This is a genomic window from Streptomyces sp. NPDC048636 (assembly GCF_040650655.1).
Lineage (GTDB): Bacteria > Actinomycetota > Actinomycetes > Streptomycetales > Streptomycetaceae > Streptomyces.
On record NZ_JBEZHR010000008.1, the window covers coordinates 99,854 to 117,577 of the forward strand.

Below are 17,724 nucleotides of genomic sequence, written 5' to 3' on the forward strand. Positions count from 1 at the left end.
TGCGAACCGTCAAGACACCTCCCCCCGGACCGCCGCGGTCGCCATCGCCGGGCGACGCGGCCGCCGGATCCCGCGCTCGGCGAGGATCACCTTGAGCACCCGGAGCCCGTCGCGGACGGCCCGCAGATTGCTGACGCCGTGGATGCGTTCGTACTCATGACTGGGGATCTCCTGGACCCGTAACCCCGCCTTCACGACACGGATGTTCATCAGTGTCTCGACCTCGAACCCGGCGCAGTCGAGCGCGATCTCGTCGAGGCAGCGGCGCCAGAAGGCGTTGTAGCCGTAGCAGAGATCGGTGTAGCGCGCGCCGAACTTCCGGTTGACGAAGGCGGTGAGCGCGCGGTTGCCCAGTTTGCGGATCGGCGTCATATCGTCGGTGCCGCCGCCGTTGGCGAACCGGGACCCCTTGGCGAAGTCCGCGCCCGAGACCAGTGCCGAGACATAGCTGACGATCTCGGAACCGTCCGCCGAACCATCGGCGTCGACCATCACCACGATCTCTCCGGTGCAGGCCGCGAATCCGGTGATGAGGGCATCCCCCTTGCCCTTTCCGGACTGCGACACGACTTTGACGTCGGGCCATAGCTCACGTGCCACCCGGACCGTGTCATCGGTGGAATTCCCATCCACCAGGACAACTTCATGGATCCAGTCGGGCAGCGTTTTGAAAACGTACGGAAGATTGTCCGCCTCGTTCATCGCGGGAATCACGACGCTCACCGGTGGCGCGATCGCGAGATGCGAGGACACCGGTCGATATCGATGCGGTCCGGACGATGGATGGACATCCGAATCGGCCGGGCGCACAAAGGAGCTCATGAGTTGGTTTTCCCTCTCGTCCGGTGGACCGTCCGCCCGGGCGGTCCTTTGGTGTATCCGGTTCGAAAGGGGGGTTCTCACCCGCCCATGACAGCATGGACTGTCGAACAGGCCGGGCAAGCTGGCTGGCCTCGCGGCACGCGACTCGGCACCGCCCCGGCGCAACCGGGACGGACGAGCGCGGCACCCCCCTACCGCGTCCCGCACCGGGAAACCAGCACGGCGGCCAAGCCCTCCCCAGGAGCCGCCTCGTGTGCTGATCCATTCCACTGCGGGTGTTTTTCCGGCGGTATGAACGCCGAAACTCTAGTGCATCGCCGTTGTGCCGACACCTCCTTCGGGAATATCGCGGGTCAATTCCTCGCCCGGATGCCGCCCATACGCTTCAGCATCCGGTCGGCCGGTCCGAACAGCTCCGGCCTGGAGAGCACCGTATTGCGGAGCGCCCGCACCGGGGCACGGCGTGCCCGATGTCCGAGCGCCACCGGGTGACGGCGCGCCACCCACCCCTCCGACACGCTGAGATCGCGTGTTTTCAGGGAGTCCTTGTACTCCTTCTCACCGCGTCCGAGATCGAGATATGCCACACCCTGTCCAGCGGCACCTTCCGCCATACGCAGATGCAGCACAAGTCCGGGCGAGAATTTGGCATATGCCGGGTCGTACGCCGGAAACCAGCAGGCGAACACCCGCTCCGAACGCAGTCCGAAATGCGCGGCCACCGGCCGCCCACCCGCGTACAGCACCGAGAGCAGCCCCTCGAAGGAGGCCCGGCGGGTGTGGAACAACTGGTGCACCAGCCGGACGATCCAGGGGTGGGCGAAGCGGTCGCTCCGCCCGGTCCTGCGGTACTGCGCGGACTTCCAGCCGATCAGCGTGCGCAGCACCGCCGGGTCGCGCTCGTCATGGACGTAAGCCACGTCGCCGACGTCACGGCCCAGCTTGCGCTCCTTGGCCAGCGTGGAGCGGGTGAACTTCGGTGAGCGGGAGCGCAGTTGGGCGAGATACGCCGGGTACCCCCGGTCCACGTCGATCACGGGGGAGGGGAAGCTACCCCGGGCCTGGGCCGCGAACGGCTTCTGTCCCTCGACCAGATGGTCGAACTCCCATACCGAGAGCCCGCACGCCCGCAGCAGCTCCCGCGCGTCCCAGGGGAAGCCGGGGCGGTGCACCAGACCCTGGGCGTCCGAAAGGCCCAGGCCGATCGCCCGCCCCACCCCGAGCCGGGTCCGCTGGAAGGGGAAGAAGGCCACCGGCTCGCCCTCCTCGCGCACCACCGCGATCCGCACCCCGCGGCGGCAGCGGCCGACGGCGAGGGTGAACTCCGGTGCCAAGAAAGGATTCGCCAGCTCCGGGGCGCCGAGCAGGTGCGCCTCCGACTGCATGGCGGTCCAGACCTCCCGGTCCGCGGCTGTCAGCTCACCCGGGCGGTATACGCCGATCTCCACGTGTCATTCCTGACTTCTTGTCGTACGGCCTGCCGGGCCCGTCGCACTCCGGGGCCGACGCGCCGCCCGCGTCCCCACGAGGATCAGCAGGCTCAGACACCCCACCGCGACCACACCGCCCCGCACCGACCAGAGGTGCAGCGCCAGCATGGCCTGGGCGACCAGCAGATCGAGCGCCAGCGCACCCGTGACCGCCAGCACGCAGCGGGCGGCGGCGTCAAGGCCGCGCAATGCGCCGCCCACGGCCGCCGCAGGTGCCACCACGAGAAAGAAGAGGGCGAACGGCGCACGCAGCGGTGAGCCGACATCGGCGAGCGCCAGCGCGGCCCCCACCCCTCCGACGCCGACCGCGGCCCCCGCGATCACCGGTAGGTAGCGCACACCCGCCGGTCTCTTGTCAGTGATGGTCTGCATGGGCGACTTGCCCCCCGAAGCGCCGGATGCCGGGCTTCAATGTCGCGTACTCAACGGAGGCGCGTCAAGACGGAGAGTAGGTACGAACGCGCCACGGGAGTGCGAATGGTTGAGCACTCATCAAGGGGTCGTGCGCCGCGTGCGCCCCATGTGCGCCTGGGGGCGCCCGGGGTCAATCACCGGTGTGCGCGCGTTCCCTCACCTCTCTGACCGCAAGAATCTTGCCAACTACGCGCATGGACAGGCCCGTTCGACGGCATGACATAGCCATGTCATGTCGTCGAAACACGTGCGGGCGGCGTGACTGACGGTTTCGAACGCGTTTGCCCCCCTTGTGGGGTGATCGCGCCTCACATCGGCACAGCAGAGACCCTGCTAGGGAGATCGAATGAAACTGTCCAGACTCACGGCGACCGTCGGAGCGTTCGCCGTAGGAGCCGTCCTCGCCCTCACCGGGGCCGGCACCGCCCATGCCACCGAGAACAGCGCGGGCCCCGCCTATGTGGCGCTGGGTGACTCCTATGCGTCCGGCGTCGGCGCGGGCAGCTACGACAGCTCCAGCGGCGGCTGCAAGCGCAGCACCAAGGCGTACCCCGCGCTCTGGGCCGCCTCGCACTCCCCCTCCAGCTTCAACTTCACCGCCTGCTCGGGCGCCAAGACCGCCGACGTACTCAACAATCAGCTCGGACCGCTCAACTCCGGCACCGGACTGGTCAGTATCAGCATCGGCGGCAATGACGCCGGTTTCGCCGACGTCATGACCACCTGTGTACTGCCCGGCGAGAGTGCGTGTCTCAACAAGATCGCCAGCGCTCGCGCCTTCGCCGAGACCACCCTGCCCGGCAGGCTCGACCAGGTCTACAACGCGATCGGCGCCAAGTCCCCCTCCGCCCATGTGGTCGTCCTCGGCTACCCCCGCTTCTACAAGCTCAACGGCTCCTGCATCGCGGGTCTGACCGAAGCCGAACGCTCCGCTATCAACGGCGCGGCCGACCTCCTCAACTCCATCACCGCCAAGCGCGCGGCCGACCACGGCTACACCTTCGCCGATGTCACCGGCCGCTTCTCCGGCCATGAGATCTGCTCCGGCAGTGCCTGGCTGAACAGCCTCACCTGGCCCATCGACGACTCGTACCACCCGAACGCCGCCGGACACTCCGGCGGTTACCTCCCCGCGTTCAGCGCGGCCGCCTGATCTCAGCCGCCCTCGGCCGAGGGCGGCGAGGAGACCGAAGAGGAGGCCCCGCCCGTCGGGGCCTCCTCGCACACCACGGCGAACGACACCTTCTGCGAGGTGACCGCCTTGGGGCTCCTGGCCTCCACGGCGATCCAGTCCTTCCGGGCGCCGGACGCCGCCTCCGCATGGCGCACCGTGCGCGACGACCCCGCCCGGCCGCCGGTGAACTCCAGCTTCTTCCAGCCCGGATCGGACACCTCACCGCTGCCGGTGATCCAGCGGTACTCCACGGTCGCGGGGGAGCGGTTCACCGTGACGGTCGCGGTGAACGACGGCGCCTCGTCCTCCGGCGCCGGACATACGCCGTGGTAGCTGCCGCGCGCCGCCTTCACGATGATCGTGATGGTGAGGGACGGCCGTTCCGAGGACGAGGCGCCGTCCGCCGGACGGGAAGCCGTCCCCTTGCCATCCGCACCGGTACCGGCCTTGGGGTGGTCCGCGTCCTCGGCGGCCGACGCGGTGGCGCCGTAGGAACTCCCGCCGCTGTGCGGGGCGTTATCGCTCCCCTTGTTCCCGTCGTCGCCGTTGTCGCCGTTGAGCAGCGCCCAGGTGACCCCGCCCAGCGCCACCCCGGCCAGCAGTGCCCCCGCCACCAGCGCGGCCACCGCGCGCCGGGGCCGGTGGTCAGGCGGCGGTGCCGTATCACCGGACGGCGCGGGAGTGGGAGCGGGGGTGAGGGGGAATGGCGCGCCGTCCGGGCCGTCCGAGGGGAACCCCGCCGACGGTACGGGCACGGGCGCGGGCACCGGGGCCGAGGAGGCCCGGGGCGCGCCGCCCGCCGCCACCAGCCGCAGCATCCGCTCCGCCTCCGCCGCCGCGAGCCGCCGTCCCGGGTCCTTGTGCAGCAGCCCCTCCAGTACGGGGGCGAGCGGTCCGGCCCGGCGCGGCTCCGGCAGCGACGCGTCCACCACCGCGCGCAGGGTGCTCAGCGGAGTGTCCTGGCGGAACGGCGAGACACCTTCGACCGCCGCGTACAGCAGCACGCCCAGCGACCACAGATCCGCGCCCGGACCCGGCGGCTCGCCGAGGGCGCGCTCGGGCGCCAGGAACTCCGGTGAGCCCACCAGCTCCCCGGTCAGTGTCAGCGTCGCCGCGTCGCCCTCCACCGCCGCGATTCCGAAGTCGGTGAGCACCACCCGGCCGTCGTCGGCGATCAGTACGTTGCCGGGTTTGACGTCCCGGTGCAGCACCCCCACCGCATGGGCGGCCCGCAGCGCGGTCAGTACCTCGGCACCGACGAACGCCGTCCGCGCGGGCGGCAGTCGGCCTTCCGCCTCCAGGACCTCCGCCAGGGAGAGACCGCGCACCAGCTCCATCACGATCCAGGGGCGGCCGTCCTCCAGCGCCACGTCGTACACCGTGACCACGTTGCGGTGCGAGATCCGCGCGGCCGCCCGGCCCTCGCGCTCCAGCCGGGCGTACAGCCGCCCGAGGTCACGGTCGCCGAGCCCGGCCGGGGCGCGGACCTCCTTGATGGCCACCTCGCGGCCCAACGCGTCGTCGTAGGCCCGCCACACCACACCCATCCCGCCGTGGCCCAGCACGTCCAGAAGGCGGTAACGCCCTCCGGCCACCCGCTCGCCCCGCCGCCCCGCACCCTCGTCGCCCATGGCCGAGCCCTCCCCCCAACCGAGCAATTCGGGGTGAATGTACCTCAACCGAGCGTAGTTGCCGCCCCCCTGAGCACCAATCCGCAGCCGAGCGCGAGCACCACCGCTGCCGTGCCCACCGGTGAGCTGCGATGGAGCGCCGCCAGCAGCCGGTGACCGCGGCCCGTGGCCGCCGCGCGGCGGGCCCGCAGCCGCTCCGCGATCCGGTGCCCGAGCCGTACCACCGTGAACCCGGCGAGTGTGAGGGTCAGCGCCAGGCCCAGCCCGTACGCCAGCACCAGCAGGAAGCCGAACCACGCCTGTCCCAGGGCCGCCGCGCCCACCAGCACGATGACGGCGGAGGGGCTGGGGACCAGACCCCCGGCGAATCCGAGCAGCAGTGTGCCGCGCAGGGTGGGCCGCAGCTCATGGGTGTGGGTGTGGCCGTCCCCGTGGTCATGGGTGTGGGTGTGCGCATGTCCGTGCCCATGGTCGTGGCTGTGGCCGTGCGCGTGACCATGACTGTGCTCGTGCTCGTGGTCATGAGCGTGGTGGTGGGCGCGCTGATGGCTCAGTTGGCGCCGATGGCGCAGCGCCTTGCGCAACAGCCGCGCCCCGGCCGCCGAGACCAGCACACCGCTGGCGATGCCCAGCCAGGAGATCACCGAGGGCGCCGCCGCCGAACCCGCCGTGACCAGCAGCCCCAGCGCGAACACCCCCATCGTGTGGGTGACCGTCACCGACGCGCCCAGCGCCACCACATCGCGCAGCGCGCTGCGCCCGCCCGCCGCGGCGGCCGCCGCCATCATCGTCTTGCCGTGTCCGGGGGCCAGCGCGTGCATCGCGCCGAGCAGGACGGCGGTGGCGAACGCGGTGAGGGCGAAGCCGAAGGTGATGTCATGCCGCGCCACCATCGAGGTCAGTGCCTCGGTCCAGCGGTCGACACCGCGCGGCAGCACCCCGGAGGCCACCCCCTTCCGCTCCTCGGCCTCCGGCGAGGAGGCGAGCGCCGGACCGCCGGGCCGCGCCCGCAGGGCCGCCGCGCGCTGGTCGAGCGGTGAGGAGAGCTGCCCCTTGGGATAGCCGGTCAGCCGGTGCGAGGCGGACTTCTTCGGCACATCGGAGCCCGAGAGCGTCATCCGGTCGCCCTGGGCCGTCATCTCCCGCCAGCCGGGGCCGGTTCCGATGTCCTTCGGACGGTACGAGACGGCCGTCCGCTCCCCGCGCGTCAGCGCGGCCGTCAACCGGCACTCGACACGCAGCGTCGGCAGCCCCGCCTGACCCGGCCGGGTGTGACCGGTGGTGTGGGCGGCGCGCACCGGCACCGTGCGCCCGTCGACGGTAAGTCGCGCCCCGCGCGCGGCGCTTGCGCACCGGCGCGCCGCCCAGGCGTTCACCTCGCCCGCCGCGAGGGTGTTGTCACCGTCCCCGTCGATCTCCGGTTTCGCCTGTGCGGAGGGGATCTCGGCCAGGTCCTCGACATGGTCCACCGTCAGCCGCCCTGGGGCGACCACCAGCCCGTCGTAGCGGTTGACGGTGAAGTTGCCCAGCGGATGCGCGGACGCGCTGCCCGCGGGCAGCACCACCAGCGCCGCGGCGCCCGTCAGCACACCCGCGGCGGCCACCAGACGGCGGACGCGGAACCGGAGCCTCATCGGTCACCGCCCAACGCCTTCAGCGCCGCCTTCGCCGTACGGGAGGCGGTGGGGGAGAAGCCGGGGTTGAGGTCGAGCGCCTCGCGCAGATGGCGGCGGGCGGCGGCCTTCTCGCCGAGCGACTTCTCGATCATTCCCCGGTGGTAGAGGAACGCCGCGTTGCGATAGCCCGGTTCGGCGGCGCGCTCGGCGTACCCCAGGGCCTCCTTGTGGTCGCCGGTGCGGTGCAGCGCCCAGGCGAGGGCGTCGGCCGTGTGCACCGTGTGCCGCCGGTCCCATTCGGCGCGGGCCGCCTTCAGGGCCTCCTCGGCGTCGCCGTGGTCGGCGGCGACCAGCGCGCTGTCGAGGTCGGTCGCCACGCCGTTGGCCTTCGCCAGGGTGATCCAGGTGTCCACCACGGCGTACTGACGCCTTCCCCGCTCGCGGTCGCCGCGCGCCTCGTACGCCTCGCCGAGCGCCGCGAGCTCCGCGGGCAGTGGATAGCGCTGGACGACCTTCTCCAGATCGCGGATCCCGGCGCCGAGCCGGCCGTCCGCCGCCGCGGTGCGGCCGCGGCCCTCCAGGGCGGGCAGATAGCCGGGGACGGCCCGCAGCGCGGTGTCATAGGCGTCACGGGCGGTGTCGTACCGGCCCTGGCCCCAGGCGAGCTGGCCGAGCGCGGTGGAGACATAGGCGATGTCGCTGGGCGAGGTCGCGGAGTCCTCGGCGCGCAGCAGCACCTTCCGCGCCTTCGCCGGTTCACCGCGCAGCTCCAGGACATAGGCGAGCCGGGTGAACACGGGGATGCCGGGGCGGGTGGCGTCGGCGTGCTCCGCGGCCTTGTACGCGTCCTGGTAGCGGCCGAGTTCGACGAGGGCGTCGACGCGGACGGCCATCGCGCCCTGGCTGTAGGCGTTCACCTTCAGCGCCTTGTCGGCGTCCCGCAGCGCGCCCCGGAAGTCATGGCGGGCGGCGGCGAGCGAGGCACGTCCGGCGAGCGAGGTGTCGTTGTCGCGCGGCTGGACGGTCAGCGACCGGGCGAACGCCTTCTGCGCCTGCGGATACCGGGTGGGATCGCCGGTGCCGCGGGCCTGCTCGACATAGGCGGAGCCGAGCTGGGCCCAGCCCGCCGCGTCCTTGGGCTCGGTGCGCAGATGCCGTTGCAACGCGCCGACCCGGCTGGAGAGGCCGTCCGCGCTGATCTGTTGGAGCCGGGCCGCGGCGGGCCGTGCGTCACGGGGCGCGGACGGCCCGCCGCCGGATCCGCCCGGCCCGTCGATCACGACCGAGGCGGCGGTCAGACCCACCGCGAGCGCGCACACGACCACGGCGGTGCGGGGTGTGTGGGGGAGGAGTGGCCGAAGAGCCATGGTGACTGTTGCCTTTCGCCGGAACGTACGCCGGGGCCGGACGGAAGAGAGAGGGGAGAGGGCGCGGCCGCCGCGCGGGAGGTGCGGGGCCGCGCCCCTGGGGAGGGGACCGCTCATCCGCGGACCGGTCAGTGCCTGCGGACCCGGGCCGGCCGACGGTGCGAGCGCCACCAGGCGAATCCGAGGGCCAGCAGCAGCACGGCCCCGCCACCGGCCGCCGCGGACCCGGCGAGCAGCATGTTGTCGTCCGAGGCCGGGTCGACCCCGTCGCCACCGTTGAGCAGCGAGTCCCCGGCGCTCTTCTTGGCCGCGGTGGCGTCCGAACCGGAGTTGGGGACCGCCAGGTACGGGAAGGAGTCGCCGAACTTCTGGTCGTTCTCGTCCACCGCGTCGCCCAGGTCGTTCTTCTTGCCGACGAGTTCGCCCTCCACGGCCTGGAGCGAGATGTCCAGCACATCGTCGGTCAGCCGTCGGCCGTTGGGGAATCCGGCGTTGTCACCGTCGAGCACGCCGAGGCGTTTGGGGCCGGCGGTCGGCTTGATGGAGGTGTTGAGCCGGAGCATCTCGGCGGGGCGTACGTTCGGTGGCTGGTTCAGCTTGGGCACACCGGTGAGGAAGACCTGGACCAGGTCGTCGCGGGGTGTCCTGGGCGCCTTGATCTTGTAGATCTGCTCCACCAGCCTGGCCAGTTCGGGATCCTGGACGAACTTCAGGAACTGCCCGTCGTCCCAGGGGGACGAGGCGTTGAACTTGTCCTTGTCCTTACGCGGGATGACCACCTCGTTGACCAGCGGACTGCCCAGCCGGGAGACCTGTGCCCAGTCGCCGCCCGCCGTCTTGCGGTGGGTGGTGGACCACGTACCGATCACCGGCTGCTCGTCGGACTCGGTCAGCGTCTTCGTCGGCAGCTGGAGGGCGAGGCTCTGGACGTTGTAGCCCTTCAGACTGTCCTGGCCCACCTCGGACATGTCGCCGCCGTACAGCAGGTCGAAGACGCGCAGATCGAGGAAGAACGGGTCGTCGGCCTGGCCCGCGAAGGTCGAGCCGCCGCCGGGCAGCTGATAGACCGCCTGGTCGCGCAGGGTCTCGTACTTGGGCATGGACGCCTTGCCGACGTTGGACGGCGCGACCAGCTGGTTCTTCGCGATCTTCTCGCGGGAGACGGCGTGCTGATCCTTGAGGTGGATCATCTCGATGTCATAGGTCTGGAAGAAGTTCAGGTCCTGGTCCTCCAGGGAGGTCACCGGACCGGTGTTGTAGAGGAAGGTGTCCCCGTTGCGCAGATGGTCCTTGAAGGTCCACCGGAAGAGCAGATCGCCCTGGCCGTCCCCGTCGTTGTCCACATGCAGGTCGTAGCGGGCGTCATGGGCGAACTTGTAGAAGTTCGGGCCGCCCGCCGGGTCCTCGAACGGCAGCATGTTGACCACCATCGTGGTCGTGTCCGGCTTGTCGGGGCTGACGAACGCGTACACGTCCGTGGTGTCGTACTGCGGCTGACCGGAGATCAGCGGCGCCTCGCGGTGGCTGGACGCCTGGGCCGTCTCCGGCCGGAGCACGGCCACACCGGCGGCCGTGAGCCCGGCCGCGGCCAGTGCGCAGCTGACCAGCGAGGCCAAGCTCCTGGTGAATGCGGTCATCCTGTCGGTCCTTCGCACGCTTGTCGGGGCATTCCTTCAAGCAGCAATTCGGGGCCGACGGCTGGATGGCTTGGTCCGTCCGACAATTTGTCCGCGTGTGACATTTCCCGTCAACACCCTTGACGCGGTGGTGAATCCGGAACATGGGATGCGCGGGTGACGGCTCGGGGAGGTAGGGTTACTCTGCCCGGGGCGGGTGCCCTCGTACGGGTGGGGAGTGTCATGGAGCAGATAACGGTACGGAGCAGGCCGCGAGTGCCTGCGATCAACTGCGGGAGCGGTGCGTCCAGTGCGCGCCTCGAACGCCATCTCGCGGTGATGGGCGGCCCCGCCGTCCCGCTGCGGGAGGCCGAGGGGGCGACGGTGCTGATGCAGGAGCTGACCGCGCGCGACCATGTGCGCGCGAAGAACAGCCGGAGTGCGCGGGTTTCGCTGTTCGCGCCGTTGCGTCGGCTGCGTCGCTCGCTCTTCGGCAATCACGGCTGACCCACTCGGTCCGCCGGTTGTGAGGATTGCCGTCGGCGTCCCGGGCAGCCAGGGGGGCACCCCGGCCCGCTCCAGCCGGTGTGGCGGTGCTGTGAGGCACCGCACACCCCAGCCGTTCCGGGATACCGACGAAGGATGACGTTCCGGTTCACCGTCCGCCGCGCGTGTAGCGGCGGACGGTGAGCGGCATGAACACCGCCACCAGCAGCAGCGACCAGCCGATCGACGCCGCCACCGGGTGGGCGAGCGGCCAGGACGCGTCCGGGTCCGCCGCCGCGTTCCCGAAGAGATCACGACAGGCCGCCACCACCGCGCTGATCGGGTTCCAGTCGGCCACGAACCGCAGCCAGCCGGGCATCCCGTCGGTCGGCACATAGGTGTTGGACACCATCGGCAGCGAGAAGGTGAGGCTGGAGAGCTGGCCCGCGGCCTCCTCCTTGCCCACCACCATGCCGAGGTACTGCCCGATCCAGGCGGTGGCCAGGCGGAACAGCAGCAACAGCGCGAACGCCCCGAGCGCGGCTCCCACTCCACCCCGTACCCGCCACCCCACGGCGAGCCCCAGCAGCGCCAGCGGCACCAGCCCCACCGCGGCGATCAGCACCTCCGAGGCGGCCTGGCCCAGCGGTACGGCGACCCGGCTCATCGGCAGGGTGCGGAACCGGTCCATGACCCCGCGCTGCATGTCCTGCGCGGTACCGATCATCCCGGTGAGGATGCCGCCCGCCGCGATCGAGACGAACAGCCCCGGCACCAGATATTCGCGGTAGTCGCCCGAGCCCGGCACCTGGATCGCGCTGCCGAAGACATAGCCGAAGAGCACCAGCATCATCAGCGGCGCCACCAGGGTGATGGTGAACAGCGCCGGGGCGTGCCGCAGCCGGGTCAGCTGACGGCCCAGCATGGCCACGGTGTCGCGGACGGCCCAGCCGAGCGTGGGGTGGCTCAGGTCGCTCATACGGCGGCCTCCTCGGGGACGGCGGTGCGGTGGGTGAGTTCGAGGAAGACCTCGTCGAGGGTGGGGCGGCGCACCGAGGCGTCCGCCAGCGGCACCCCGGCCGCGTCCAGCTCCCGGACCACCCGGGGCAGGGTGAGGGCGGGATCGCTGGACGCGGCCCCGACGGTGCGGTGTTCGGTGTCGCACTCCGCCGGTGAACCGGTGAGGTTGCCGAGGACCACGGCCGCGCCGTTGACCGCCGCCGCGTCCGCCACCACGATCTCGATCCGTCGGCCGATCGTGGTCTTCAGCTCCTCGGGGGTGCCGGTGGCGATGGTCCGGCCCTGGTCGATCACCACGATGTCGTCGGCCAGCCGGTCGGCCTCCTCCAGATACTGGGTGGTCAGCAGCACGGTGGTGCCCGCCCGGGCCAGCTCGCGGACGCTGTCCCAGATCTCGCCCCGGCTGCGCGGGTCCAGACCGGTCGTCGGTTCGTCGAGGAAGAGCACGGCCGGAGCGGTGAGCAGACAGGCCGCGAGGTCCAGTCGGCGGCGCATCCCGCCGGAGTAGGTGCGGGCCGGGCGGTCGGCCGCCTCCGTCAGGTCGAAGCGCTCCAGCAGGGCGTCCGCCCGCTCTCCGGCGGCGGAGCCGCGCAGCCGCTGGAGCCGGGCGAACAGGCGCAGATTCTCCCGGCCCGTCAGATCCCCGTCCACCGAGCCCTGCTGGCCGGTGACGGCGATCCGCCCGCGCACCGCACGGGGGTCCCTTACGACGTCATGGCCCGCGACCCGCGCGGTACCGGAGTCCGGGGCGCTCAGGGTGGTGAGGATCCGGACCGCGGTGGTCTTGCCCGCGCCGTTGGGGCCGAGCAGCCCGCAGACCGTACCGGGCGGGACGGCGAGATCGAGTCCGCGCAGGGCGCGCACCTCGCCGAAGCGTTTGCACAGCCCTTCACTAAGTACAGCGTACGTAGTTTCCATGCGGCTCACTGTAGCTCACTACGTACGCTGTACGTAACTAGGATGGTGGGCGAGGTGATGATCCATGGCAGCGAGTGGCCGGACGGCCGGGCCGGATGTGATCTGGGCGCTCCCCGAGCGCACCGGCCGCGGTCCGCGCCCCGCGTACACCCGTGACGACATCGCCGAGGCCGCGGTGCGGATCGCGGACGAGGCGGGTATGGACGCGGTGTCGATGCGCCGGGTGGCGGCGGCCGTCGGCTGCGGCACGATGTCGCTCTACAACTATGTGCCGCGGAAGGAGGATCTGGTCGACCTGATGGTGGACCGGGTCTCCGGCGAATACGAGCTGCCCGGGCGGCCGTCGGGGGACTGGCGGGCCGACCTCCTCGGCGTCGCCCGCCAGGGCCGCGCCCTGATGCTCCGTCACCCCTGGCTGCCCGCCGCCGTGCTGCCCAGTGGCGCGCTGGGCCCCAACGGGCTGCGCTACCTGGAGTATTGCCTGGCCGCGCTGGAGGAGTCGGGCCTCGACCACGGCCTCAAGATCGAGCTGATCGCGATGGTCAACGGCACGGTGATCTCCTACGTCTCCTCCGAGCTGGCCGCCGCCCGGCAGCGCCGGGCCTCGGAGTCCACCGCCGAACAGCGCCGGGCGGCCCAGACCGCCTATCTCGCACGGGTCATCGCCGGCGGCGACTATCCGCACCTCTCCCGCACCTTCGCCGCCGCCCCGGCCGCCGCCGACCCGGACGAGACCTTCGACCGGCTCCTGGGCCGGGTCCTGGCCGGGTACGCGGCCACGCGCTGATCGCGGCCACGGTCACCACAGGGCGAACTGGCCCTCCGGGCCCTCCTCGTGGTGATCGAGCACCGAGGCCGGACGGCGGGCCGCGGCCGGCACCGGCAGGACGCCCGCCCCGTGCAGCTCCGCCGGGGCGATCAGCTCTCCGTCCGCCAACCGGGCCGCCAGATCACGGCGTCGCGGGCCGAGTTCGGCGAGCAGCGCCAGCACGGTGATCAGCTCCAGGAGTTCGGAGGTCCAGGCGGACGGCCACGCCCTGGGCACCACCGCGTCCAGCGTGCCGGGCTCGCCCCGGCGCGTACGCCGCTCGAACCAGCTCTCCAGCACCCGCACCCCCTGCGCGTGGAACTCCCACGCACCGCGCGGCACCGGGGAGATCCGGCCCTCGCCCAGCAGCAGCGCCGCCGCCTCCGGGTCGTAGCCCAGGGAGTCCGGCAGACCGCGGGCCGGGAGCGCGGCGCGTACGTACGGGCGCTGACCGCCCGGCATCCGCGGGCGCTCACCACTGTGCGCCCCGCGCGTATGCAGCCACAGCGCACGGCGGCCCAGCTCCACGCCCTGCGCCCACACCTCCGGATCGGCCGTGAGCGGAACGGCGCAGGGCGCGGAGTGCGCCGCGGCGGCGGTCCAGGCGAGCAGGTCCTCGGCGGAGACGGACCGGCCGAGCCGGGCACCGAGATGGTCGAGCAGACCGGGGGCGACATTGGGCTCCCGGCCGCCCGGGCGCCGGTACAGCGGACGGATCCGGCCCGGACGGCCCGCCGCGGACCACCCGTCCGGCAGCGCCGCCGAGAAGGCGAGCGCCGGGTCGGGACCGGACCCGGCCGCCGTCTCGACCACATGGATCTGCCGGTCGTCGGCGACCCGCCACAGCTCGGGCCGGGCCGCGTCGATCAGCCGGTGGTCCGGTATCAGCCACTGCTGGTCGAACGGTCCGCAGGTCACCCGCACCGGTTCGGGACACGGCCCGTCGGCCCGCACCAGCCGCGCGGTGGAGCCTCGTTGACCGGGCAGCTGGGCGACGGAGGTGTGCAGGGTCCGCGCACGGGACGGCCGGAACAGCGCGGCGCGCTCCGCCTCGTCCCCGGTGGCCATCAGCCGCTCCCACCGCGCGGTGAGCGAGGCGGCGTCGGGCCCCATCACCCACGCCCGCCCCAGCCGTAGCGGCCCCACGGCCCACGGCATCAGGTCCGCCAGCAGCGGTGCGTCCCGTTCTCCCACGCCCGGCATGCTATCCATGCCCCTCCGCTGCGCTCGGCTCGCCGTATCTCCCCACCCGCCGAGGAGGTGGGACGTGGCTCTGTGGGCGCCGGTTCGCGGCGTGTGTCCGTCCGCCGTCGGTCGCGCCGCGCTTGCCTGGCGGGCGGTCGCCGGTGAGCGCCCCCACGCCGTGGCACTATGCGGCCGCCCGTCGTCGGCGAGGCCCCTGACGAACCACTCGGCCGACGGCAGTCACTCCGCTTCGAGGGTCACCGTGAACGAGAAGCGGTCCCCCCGGTAGTGGATCCGCGCCACGTCCACCACCCGGCCGCCCTCGTCGTAGGTCACCCCGGTGTAGTGCAGGATCGGGCTGAGCAGCGGGACCTGGAGGAGGCGGGAGGTCTCCGGGTCCGCGAGCCGGGCCTCCACGGTGTCGGTGATCCGGCTGATCCGGACCCCGACCACGTCCCGCAGTACCTTCGTCATCGGCCAGCGCTCCAGATCGGCGAGGTCGATACGGTCGGCGAGCTCGGGGCGGACCAGGTTCTCCGCCCAGTTGGTCGGTTCGCCGCTCTGTCCGTCGCGGCGCAGCCGCCGGTACCCGGCCGCCTCGTCCAGGCCGGGGAAGTACTCCGCGAGCTCCGCCGGGACCGCCGCCGGACCGTGGTCCAGCACCGTCGTCCGTTCACCGGACTGCTGGGCCACGATCGCGTCGACCGAGCCCAGCAGCCGTACCGGGGAACCGCGCCGCGCGCTCGGCTCGATGAAGGTGCCGCGCCGCCGGTGGCGGCTGATGAGCCCCTCCGTCTCCAGCTCCTTGAGCGCCTGCCGCATGGTGAGGACACTGACGCCGTAGTGCTCGGCGAGCCGGTCCTCGGTCGGCAGCCGCAGCGGGTCGTGCGGCCCCCGGCCGAGTATCGAGGCGCGCAGCGACTGCGAGACCTGGTACCACAGCGGCAGCTTGCGGTTCAGGGCCACCGAGTCGGGGGCGAAGGTGGTCACGGGGGCGCGGTCTCCGGTCGCGGTCACGGGTCACGTTCCTGCGGTGCGGGGCGGATGCGGGCGGTGGGTGTCACGGGCGGAAGTGACGCTCCAGACCCTGCCATACGTCGTCGTAGCCCGTCTGGAGGTGGTCGGCCCCCATCGCCTGCGGGGTGGCGGTGACCGGCCAGCGGGTCTCGAACATGAAGGCCAGTCCGTCGTCCACCTTGCGCGGCGCCAGTTCGGCGGCGCTGGCGCGCTCGAAGGTCTCATGGTCCGGGCCGTGCGCCGACATCATGTTGTGCAGGGAGCCGCCGCCGGGTACGAAACCCCCGGGGCCCGCCGTCTTGGCGTCGTACGCGCCCTCGATCAGCCCCATGTACTCGCTCATCACGTTCCGGTGGAAGTACGGCGGCCGGAAGGTGTCCTCGCCCACCAGCCAGCGCGGCGCGAAGACCACGAAGTCCACACCCGCGAGCCCCGGGGTGTCCGACGGCGAGGTGAGCACGGTGAAGATGGACGGGTCCGGGTGGTCGTAGCTGATGGTGCCCAGCACATTGAAGCGGCGCAGGTCGTAGACGTACGGCAGATGGTTGCCGTGCCAGGCGACGACGTCCAGCGGGGAGTGGTCGTAGGTCGCGGCCCAGAGGTTGCCGCAGAACTTGTTGACCACCTGAACCGGCCGCTCGACATCCTCGTACGCCGCCACCGGCGCCAGGAAGTCCCGTGGGTTGGCGAGGCCGTTGGCGCCGATCGGGCCGAGGTCGGGGAGGACGAACGGACGGCCGTAGTTCTCGCAGACATAGCCGCGCGCGGTCGAATCCAGCAGCTCCACGCGGAACCGCACCCCGCGCGGGATCAGCGCCATATGCCCCGGCTCGGCGCGCAGCATCCCGAACTCGGTGCGCAGCAGCAGCCCGCCGCGCTCGGGGAGGATCAGCAGCTCACCATCGGCGTCGCTGAACACCCGGTCGGTCATGGACGCGTTGGCCGTGTAGAGGTGGATGGCCATCCCCGAGCGCTGGGTGGCGTCCCCGTTGCCGCCGAGGGTCCACAGCCCGGCCAGGAAGTCGGTGCCCGCGGGTGGCTCCGGCAGCGGGTCCCAGCGCAGCCGGTTGGGGTCCGGCACGGTCTCGGTGAACGGTGCGCCGCGCACCGCGCCGTTGTCGATCCGGGTGAACGGGGGATGGGCCGCCGAGGGGCGGATCCGGTACAGCCAGGAGCGGCGGTTGTGGGCGCGCGGCTCGGTGAAGGCGGTGCCGCTCAACTGCTCCGCGTACAGCCCCAGCGGTGCGCGCTGGGGGGAGTTGCGGCCGATGGGCAGTGCGCCGGGCACGGCCTCGCTGCTGTGCTCATTGCCGAAGCCGGAGGAGTAGGCCAGTCCTTCGGCCGTCTTCCGCGCCTGCTCGATCCCCGTGCCGTCATCCATCGTGCGCTCCCGAAGCTCGACCTCGCCGCCACCATTCCTATGTCAGACGATAGGAATCGAAGACGGGGTCCGTCAACGATCGGGCAGGATGGTGGCGTGCCCATACCGCCCCTCCGCCGCAATCCGGTCCAGCGCCGCAGCGCCGAGCGCCTCGGCCGGATCCTCGACGCCTGCGCCGAGCTGCTCGACGAGATCAGCTACGAGCGCTTGAGCACCCGCGCCGTCGCCGAGCGCGCCAATGTCCCCATCGGCTCGGTCTACCGCTTCTTCTCCGACAAGCGCGCCATGGCCGAGGCCCTGGCCCACCGCAACCTCGACGAGTACGCCGAGCGGATCACCCGGAGGCTGGCGGAGGCGGCACCGGACAGCGGGTGGCGCGAGGCGATGGACGTCGTCGTCGACGAGTACCTGGCCATGAAGCGCGGGGCGCCCGGGTTCGCGCTCATCGAGTTCGGGTTCCCGCTCCCGGCCACCGGGCGGCAGGATCAGCCCAACCATGTGGTGGCCGACCGGCTGCTGGCGTTGCTCGCCGACCGGCTGCGCGGTGCGGGGGCCGAGGGGGCCGACGGCGAGGGCGAGGCCGGGGAGCGGCTGCGGATCGCCTTCCTGCTCGCGGTCGAGGCCGCCGACGCCCTGCTGCGGCTGGCGTTCCGGACGGACCCCGAGGGCGATCCGGTGATCGTCGCGGAGACCAAGGAGCTGTTGCGCGCCTACCTGGCGCGGCTCCTGGACTGAGCCGCCGTGGTGATGGAGGCGAGGAGTTCCCTTCGACGCCTCCC

General features: G+C 71.9%; 16 protein-coding genes. 4 read left to right on the forward strand and 12 right to left on the reverse strand.

Annotated elements, in window-relative coordinates:
• Positions 1–9: 9 nt before the first annotated feature.
• The 3 genes from AB0C66_RS22635 to AB0C66_RS22645 form a co-directional block, all read right to left on the reverse strand.
• Complete coding sequence (locus AB0C66_RS22635; protein ID WP_362441348.1) at positions 10–822, reverse strand: glycosyltransferase family 2 protein; 813 nt, start codon at positions 820–822, stop codon at positions 10–12.
• Between the two features lie 353 nt (positions 823–1,175).
• The gene (locus AB0C66_RS22640; protein WP_362441351.1) at positions 1,176–2,270 is read right to left on the reverse strand and encodes a GNAT family N-acetyltransferase; all 1,095 of its coding nucleotides are present in this window, start codon (positions 2,268–2,270) and stop codon (positions 1,176–1,178) included.
• 3 nt (positions 2,271–2,273) lie between these two features.
• Positions 2,274–2,684 carry a hypothetical protein gene (locus AB0C66_RS22645; protein ID WP_362441354.1) on the reverse strand — a complete coding sequence of 137 codons (411 nt, stop codon included), beginning with the start codon at positions 2,682–2,684 and terminating at the stop codon, positions 2,274–2,276.
• A 388-nt stretch (positions 2,685–3,072) separates the two neighbouring features.
• On the opposite strand from AB0C66_RS22645, the gene AB0C66_RS22650 reads away from it, so the two are divergent.
• Positions 3,073–3,879 (forward strand): SGNH/GDSL hydrolase family protein, encoded by an 807-nt coding sequence (locus AB0C66_RS22650; RefSeq protein WP_362441357.1) that lies wholly within the window; start codon positions 3,073–3,075, stop codon positions 3,877–3,879.
• A gap of 2 nt (positions 3,880–3,881) precedes the next feature.
• Here the strand turns inward: AB0C66_RS22650 and AB0C66_RS22655 are convergent, their stop codons facing one another.
• From AB0C66_RS22655 to AB0C66_RS22670, 4 genes are all read right to left on the reverse strand, one after another.
• A complete protein-coding gene (locus AB0C66_RS22655; protein ID WP_362441361.1) occupies positions 3,882–5,531 on the reverse strand; it encodes a serine/threonine-protein kinase in 1,650 nt (549 codons plus the stop codon).
• A 44-nt stretch (positions 5,532–5,575) separates the two neighbouring features.
• Positions 5,576–7,165 carry a sulfite exporter TauE/SafE family protein gene (locus AB0C66_RS22660; protein WP_362441364.1) on the reverse strand — a complete coding sequence of 530 codons (1,590 nt, stop codon included), beginning with the start codon at positions 7,163–7,165 and terminating at the stop codon, positions 5,576–5,578.
• A complete protein-coding gene (locus tag AB0C66_RS22665) occupies positions 7,162–8,514 on the reverse strand; it encodes a tetratricopeptide repeat protein (protein WP_362441367.1) in 1,353 nt (450 codons plus the stop codon). Before AB0C66_RS22665 ends, AB0C66_RS22660 begins: the two co-directional genes overlap by 4 nt.
• Before the next feature lie 128 nt (positions 8,515–8,642).
• Positions 8,643–10,151, reverse strand: coding sequence for a DUF4331 domain-containing protein (locus AB0C66_RS22670; RefSeq protein ID WP_362441370.1), 1,509 nt, complete (start codon positions 10,149–10,151; stop codon positions 8,643–8,645).
• A gap of 222 nt (positions 10,152–10,373) precedes the next feature.
• On the opposite strand from AB0C66_RS22670, the gene AB0C66_RS22675 reads away from it, so the two are divergent.
• Positions 10,374–10,637, forward strand: a complete 264-nt coding sequence (locus tag AB0C66_RS22675; protein WP_362441372.1) for a hypothetical protein — start codon at positions 10,374–10,376, stop codon at positions 10,635–10,637.
• A 148-nt stretch (positions 10,638–10,785) separates the two neighbouring features.
• Here the strand turns inward: AB0C66_RS22675 and AB0C66_RS22680 are convergent, their stop codons facing one another.
• Together AB0C66_RS22680 and AB0C66_RS22685 are read right to left on the reverse strand one after the other, a co-directional pair.
• Positions 10,786–11,595: an ABC transporter permease gene (locus AB0C66_RS22680; protein ID WP_362441375.1), complete on the reverse strand. Its 810-nt coding sequence runs from the start codon at positions 11,593–11,595 to the stop codon at positions 10,786–10,788.
• Positions 11,592–12,554, reverse strand: coding sequence for an ATP-binding cassette domain-containing protein (locus AB0C66_RS22685; RefSeq protein WP_362441378.1), 963 nt, complete (start codon positions 12,552–12,554; stop codon positions 11,592–11,594). The genes AB0C66_RS22680 and AB0C66_RS22685 overlap by 4 nt, the downstream gene beginning before the upstream one ends.
• A gap of 64 nt (positions 12,555–12,618) precedes the next feature.
• Here AB0C66_RS22685 and AB0C66_RS22690 point away from each other — a divergent pair, with 64 nt between their 5' ends.
• Entirely contained in the window at positions 12,619–13,341 is a 723-nt protein-coding gene (locus AB0C66_RS22690; RefSeq protein WP_362441380.1) for a TetR/AcrR family transcriptional regulator, read from the forward strand.
• Positions 13,342–13,353: 12 nt separating this feature from the next.
• On the opposite strand, the gene AB0C66_RS22695 is transcribed toward AB0C66_RS22690, so the two are convergent.
• The 3 genes from AB0C66_RS22695 to hmgA form a co-directional block, all read right to left on the reverse strand.
• Positions 13,354–14,565, reverse strand: a complete 1,212-nt coding sequence (locus AB0C66_RS22695) for a type ISP restriction/modification enzyme (protein WP_362441857.1) — start codon at positions 14,563–14,565, stop codon at positions 13,354–13,356.
• 222 nt (positions 14,566–14,787) lie between these two features.
• Complete coding sequence (locus AB0C66_RS22700) at positions 14,788–15,537, reverse strand: GntR family transcriptional regulator (RefSeq protein WP_362441860.1); 750 nt, start codon at positions 15,535–15,537, stop codon at positions 14,788–14,790.
• A 70-nt stretch (positions 15,538–15,607) separates the two neighbouring features.
• Positions 15,608–16,945, reverse strand: coding sequence for a homogentisate 1,2-dioxygenase (gene hmgA, locus AB0C66_RS22705; protein ID WP_362441383.1), 1,338 nt, complete (start codon positions 16,943–16,945; stop codon positions 15,608–15,610).
• A 39-nt stretch (positions 16,946–16,984) separates the two neighbouring features.
• Here hmgA and AB0C66_RS22710 point away from each other — a divergent pair, with 39 nt between their 5' ends.
• Entirely contained in the window at positions 16,985–17,680 is a 696-nt protein-coding gene (locus AB0C66_RS22710; protein ID WP_362441386.1) for a TetR/AcrR family transcriptional regulator, read from the forward strand.
• Positions 17,681–17,724 lie beyond the last annotated feature (44 nt).

Coding starts and splice junctions, on each gene's coding strand:
- AB0C66_RS22660 (WP_362441364.1), bottom strand. CDS start 7,165: ATGAGGCTCCGGTTCCGCGTCCGCCGTCTGGTGGCCGCCGCGGGTGTG.
- AB0C66_RS22655 (WP_362441361.1), bottom strand. CDS start 5,531: ATGGGCGACGAGGGTGCGGGGCGGCGGGGCGAGCGGGTGGCCGGAGGG.
- AB0C66_RS22670 (WP_362441370.1), bottom strand. CDS start 10,151: ATGACCGCATTCACCAGGAGCTTGGCCTCGCTGGTCAGCTGCGCACTG.
- AB0C66_RS22685 (WP_362441378.1), bottom strand. CDS start 12,554: ATGGAAACTACGTACGCTGTACTTAGTGAAGGGCTGTGCAAACGCTTC.
- AB0C66_RS22650 (WP_362441357.1), top strand. CDS start 3,073: ATGAAACTGTCCAGACTCACGGCGACCGTCGGAGCGTTCGCCGTAGGA.
- AB0C66_RS22710 (WP_362441386.1), top strand. CDS start 16,985: ATGTCAGACGATAGGAATCGAAGACGGGGTCCGTCAACGATCGGGCAG.
- AB0C66_RS22690 (WP_362441380.1), top strand. CDS start 12,619: ATGGCAGCGAGTGGCCGGACGGCCGGGCCGGATGTGATCTGGGCGCTC.
- AB0C66_RS22680 (WP_362441375.1), bottom strand. CDS start 11,595: ATGAGCGACCTGAGCCACCCCACGCTCGGCTGGGCCGTCCGCGACACC.
- AB0C66_RS22675 (WP_362441372.1), top strand. CDS start 10,374: ATGGAGCAGATAACGGTACGGAGCAGGCCGCGAGTGCCTGCGATCAAC.
- AB0C66_RS22635 (WP_362441348.1), bottom strand. CDS start 822: ATGAGCTCCTTTGTGCGCCCGGCCGATTCGGATGTCCATCCATCGTCC.
- hmgA (WP_362441383.1), bottom strand. CDS start 16,945: ATGGATGACGGCACGGGGATCGAGCAGGCGCGGAAGACGGCCGAAGGA.
- AB0C66_RS22645 (WP_362441354.1), bottom strand. CDS start 2,684: ATGCAGACCATCACTGACAAGAGACCGGCGGGTGTGCGCTACCTACCG.
- AB0C66_RS22695 (WP_362441857.1), bottom strand. CDS start 14,565: ATGCCGGGCGTGGGAGAACGGGACGCACCGCTGCTGGCGGACCTGATG.
- AB0C66_RS22665 (WP_362441367.1), bottom strand. CDS start 8,514: ATGGCTCTTCGGCCACTCCTCCCCCACACACCCCGCACCGCCGTGGTC.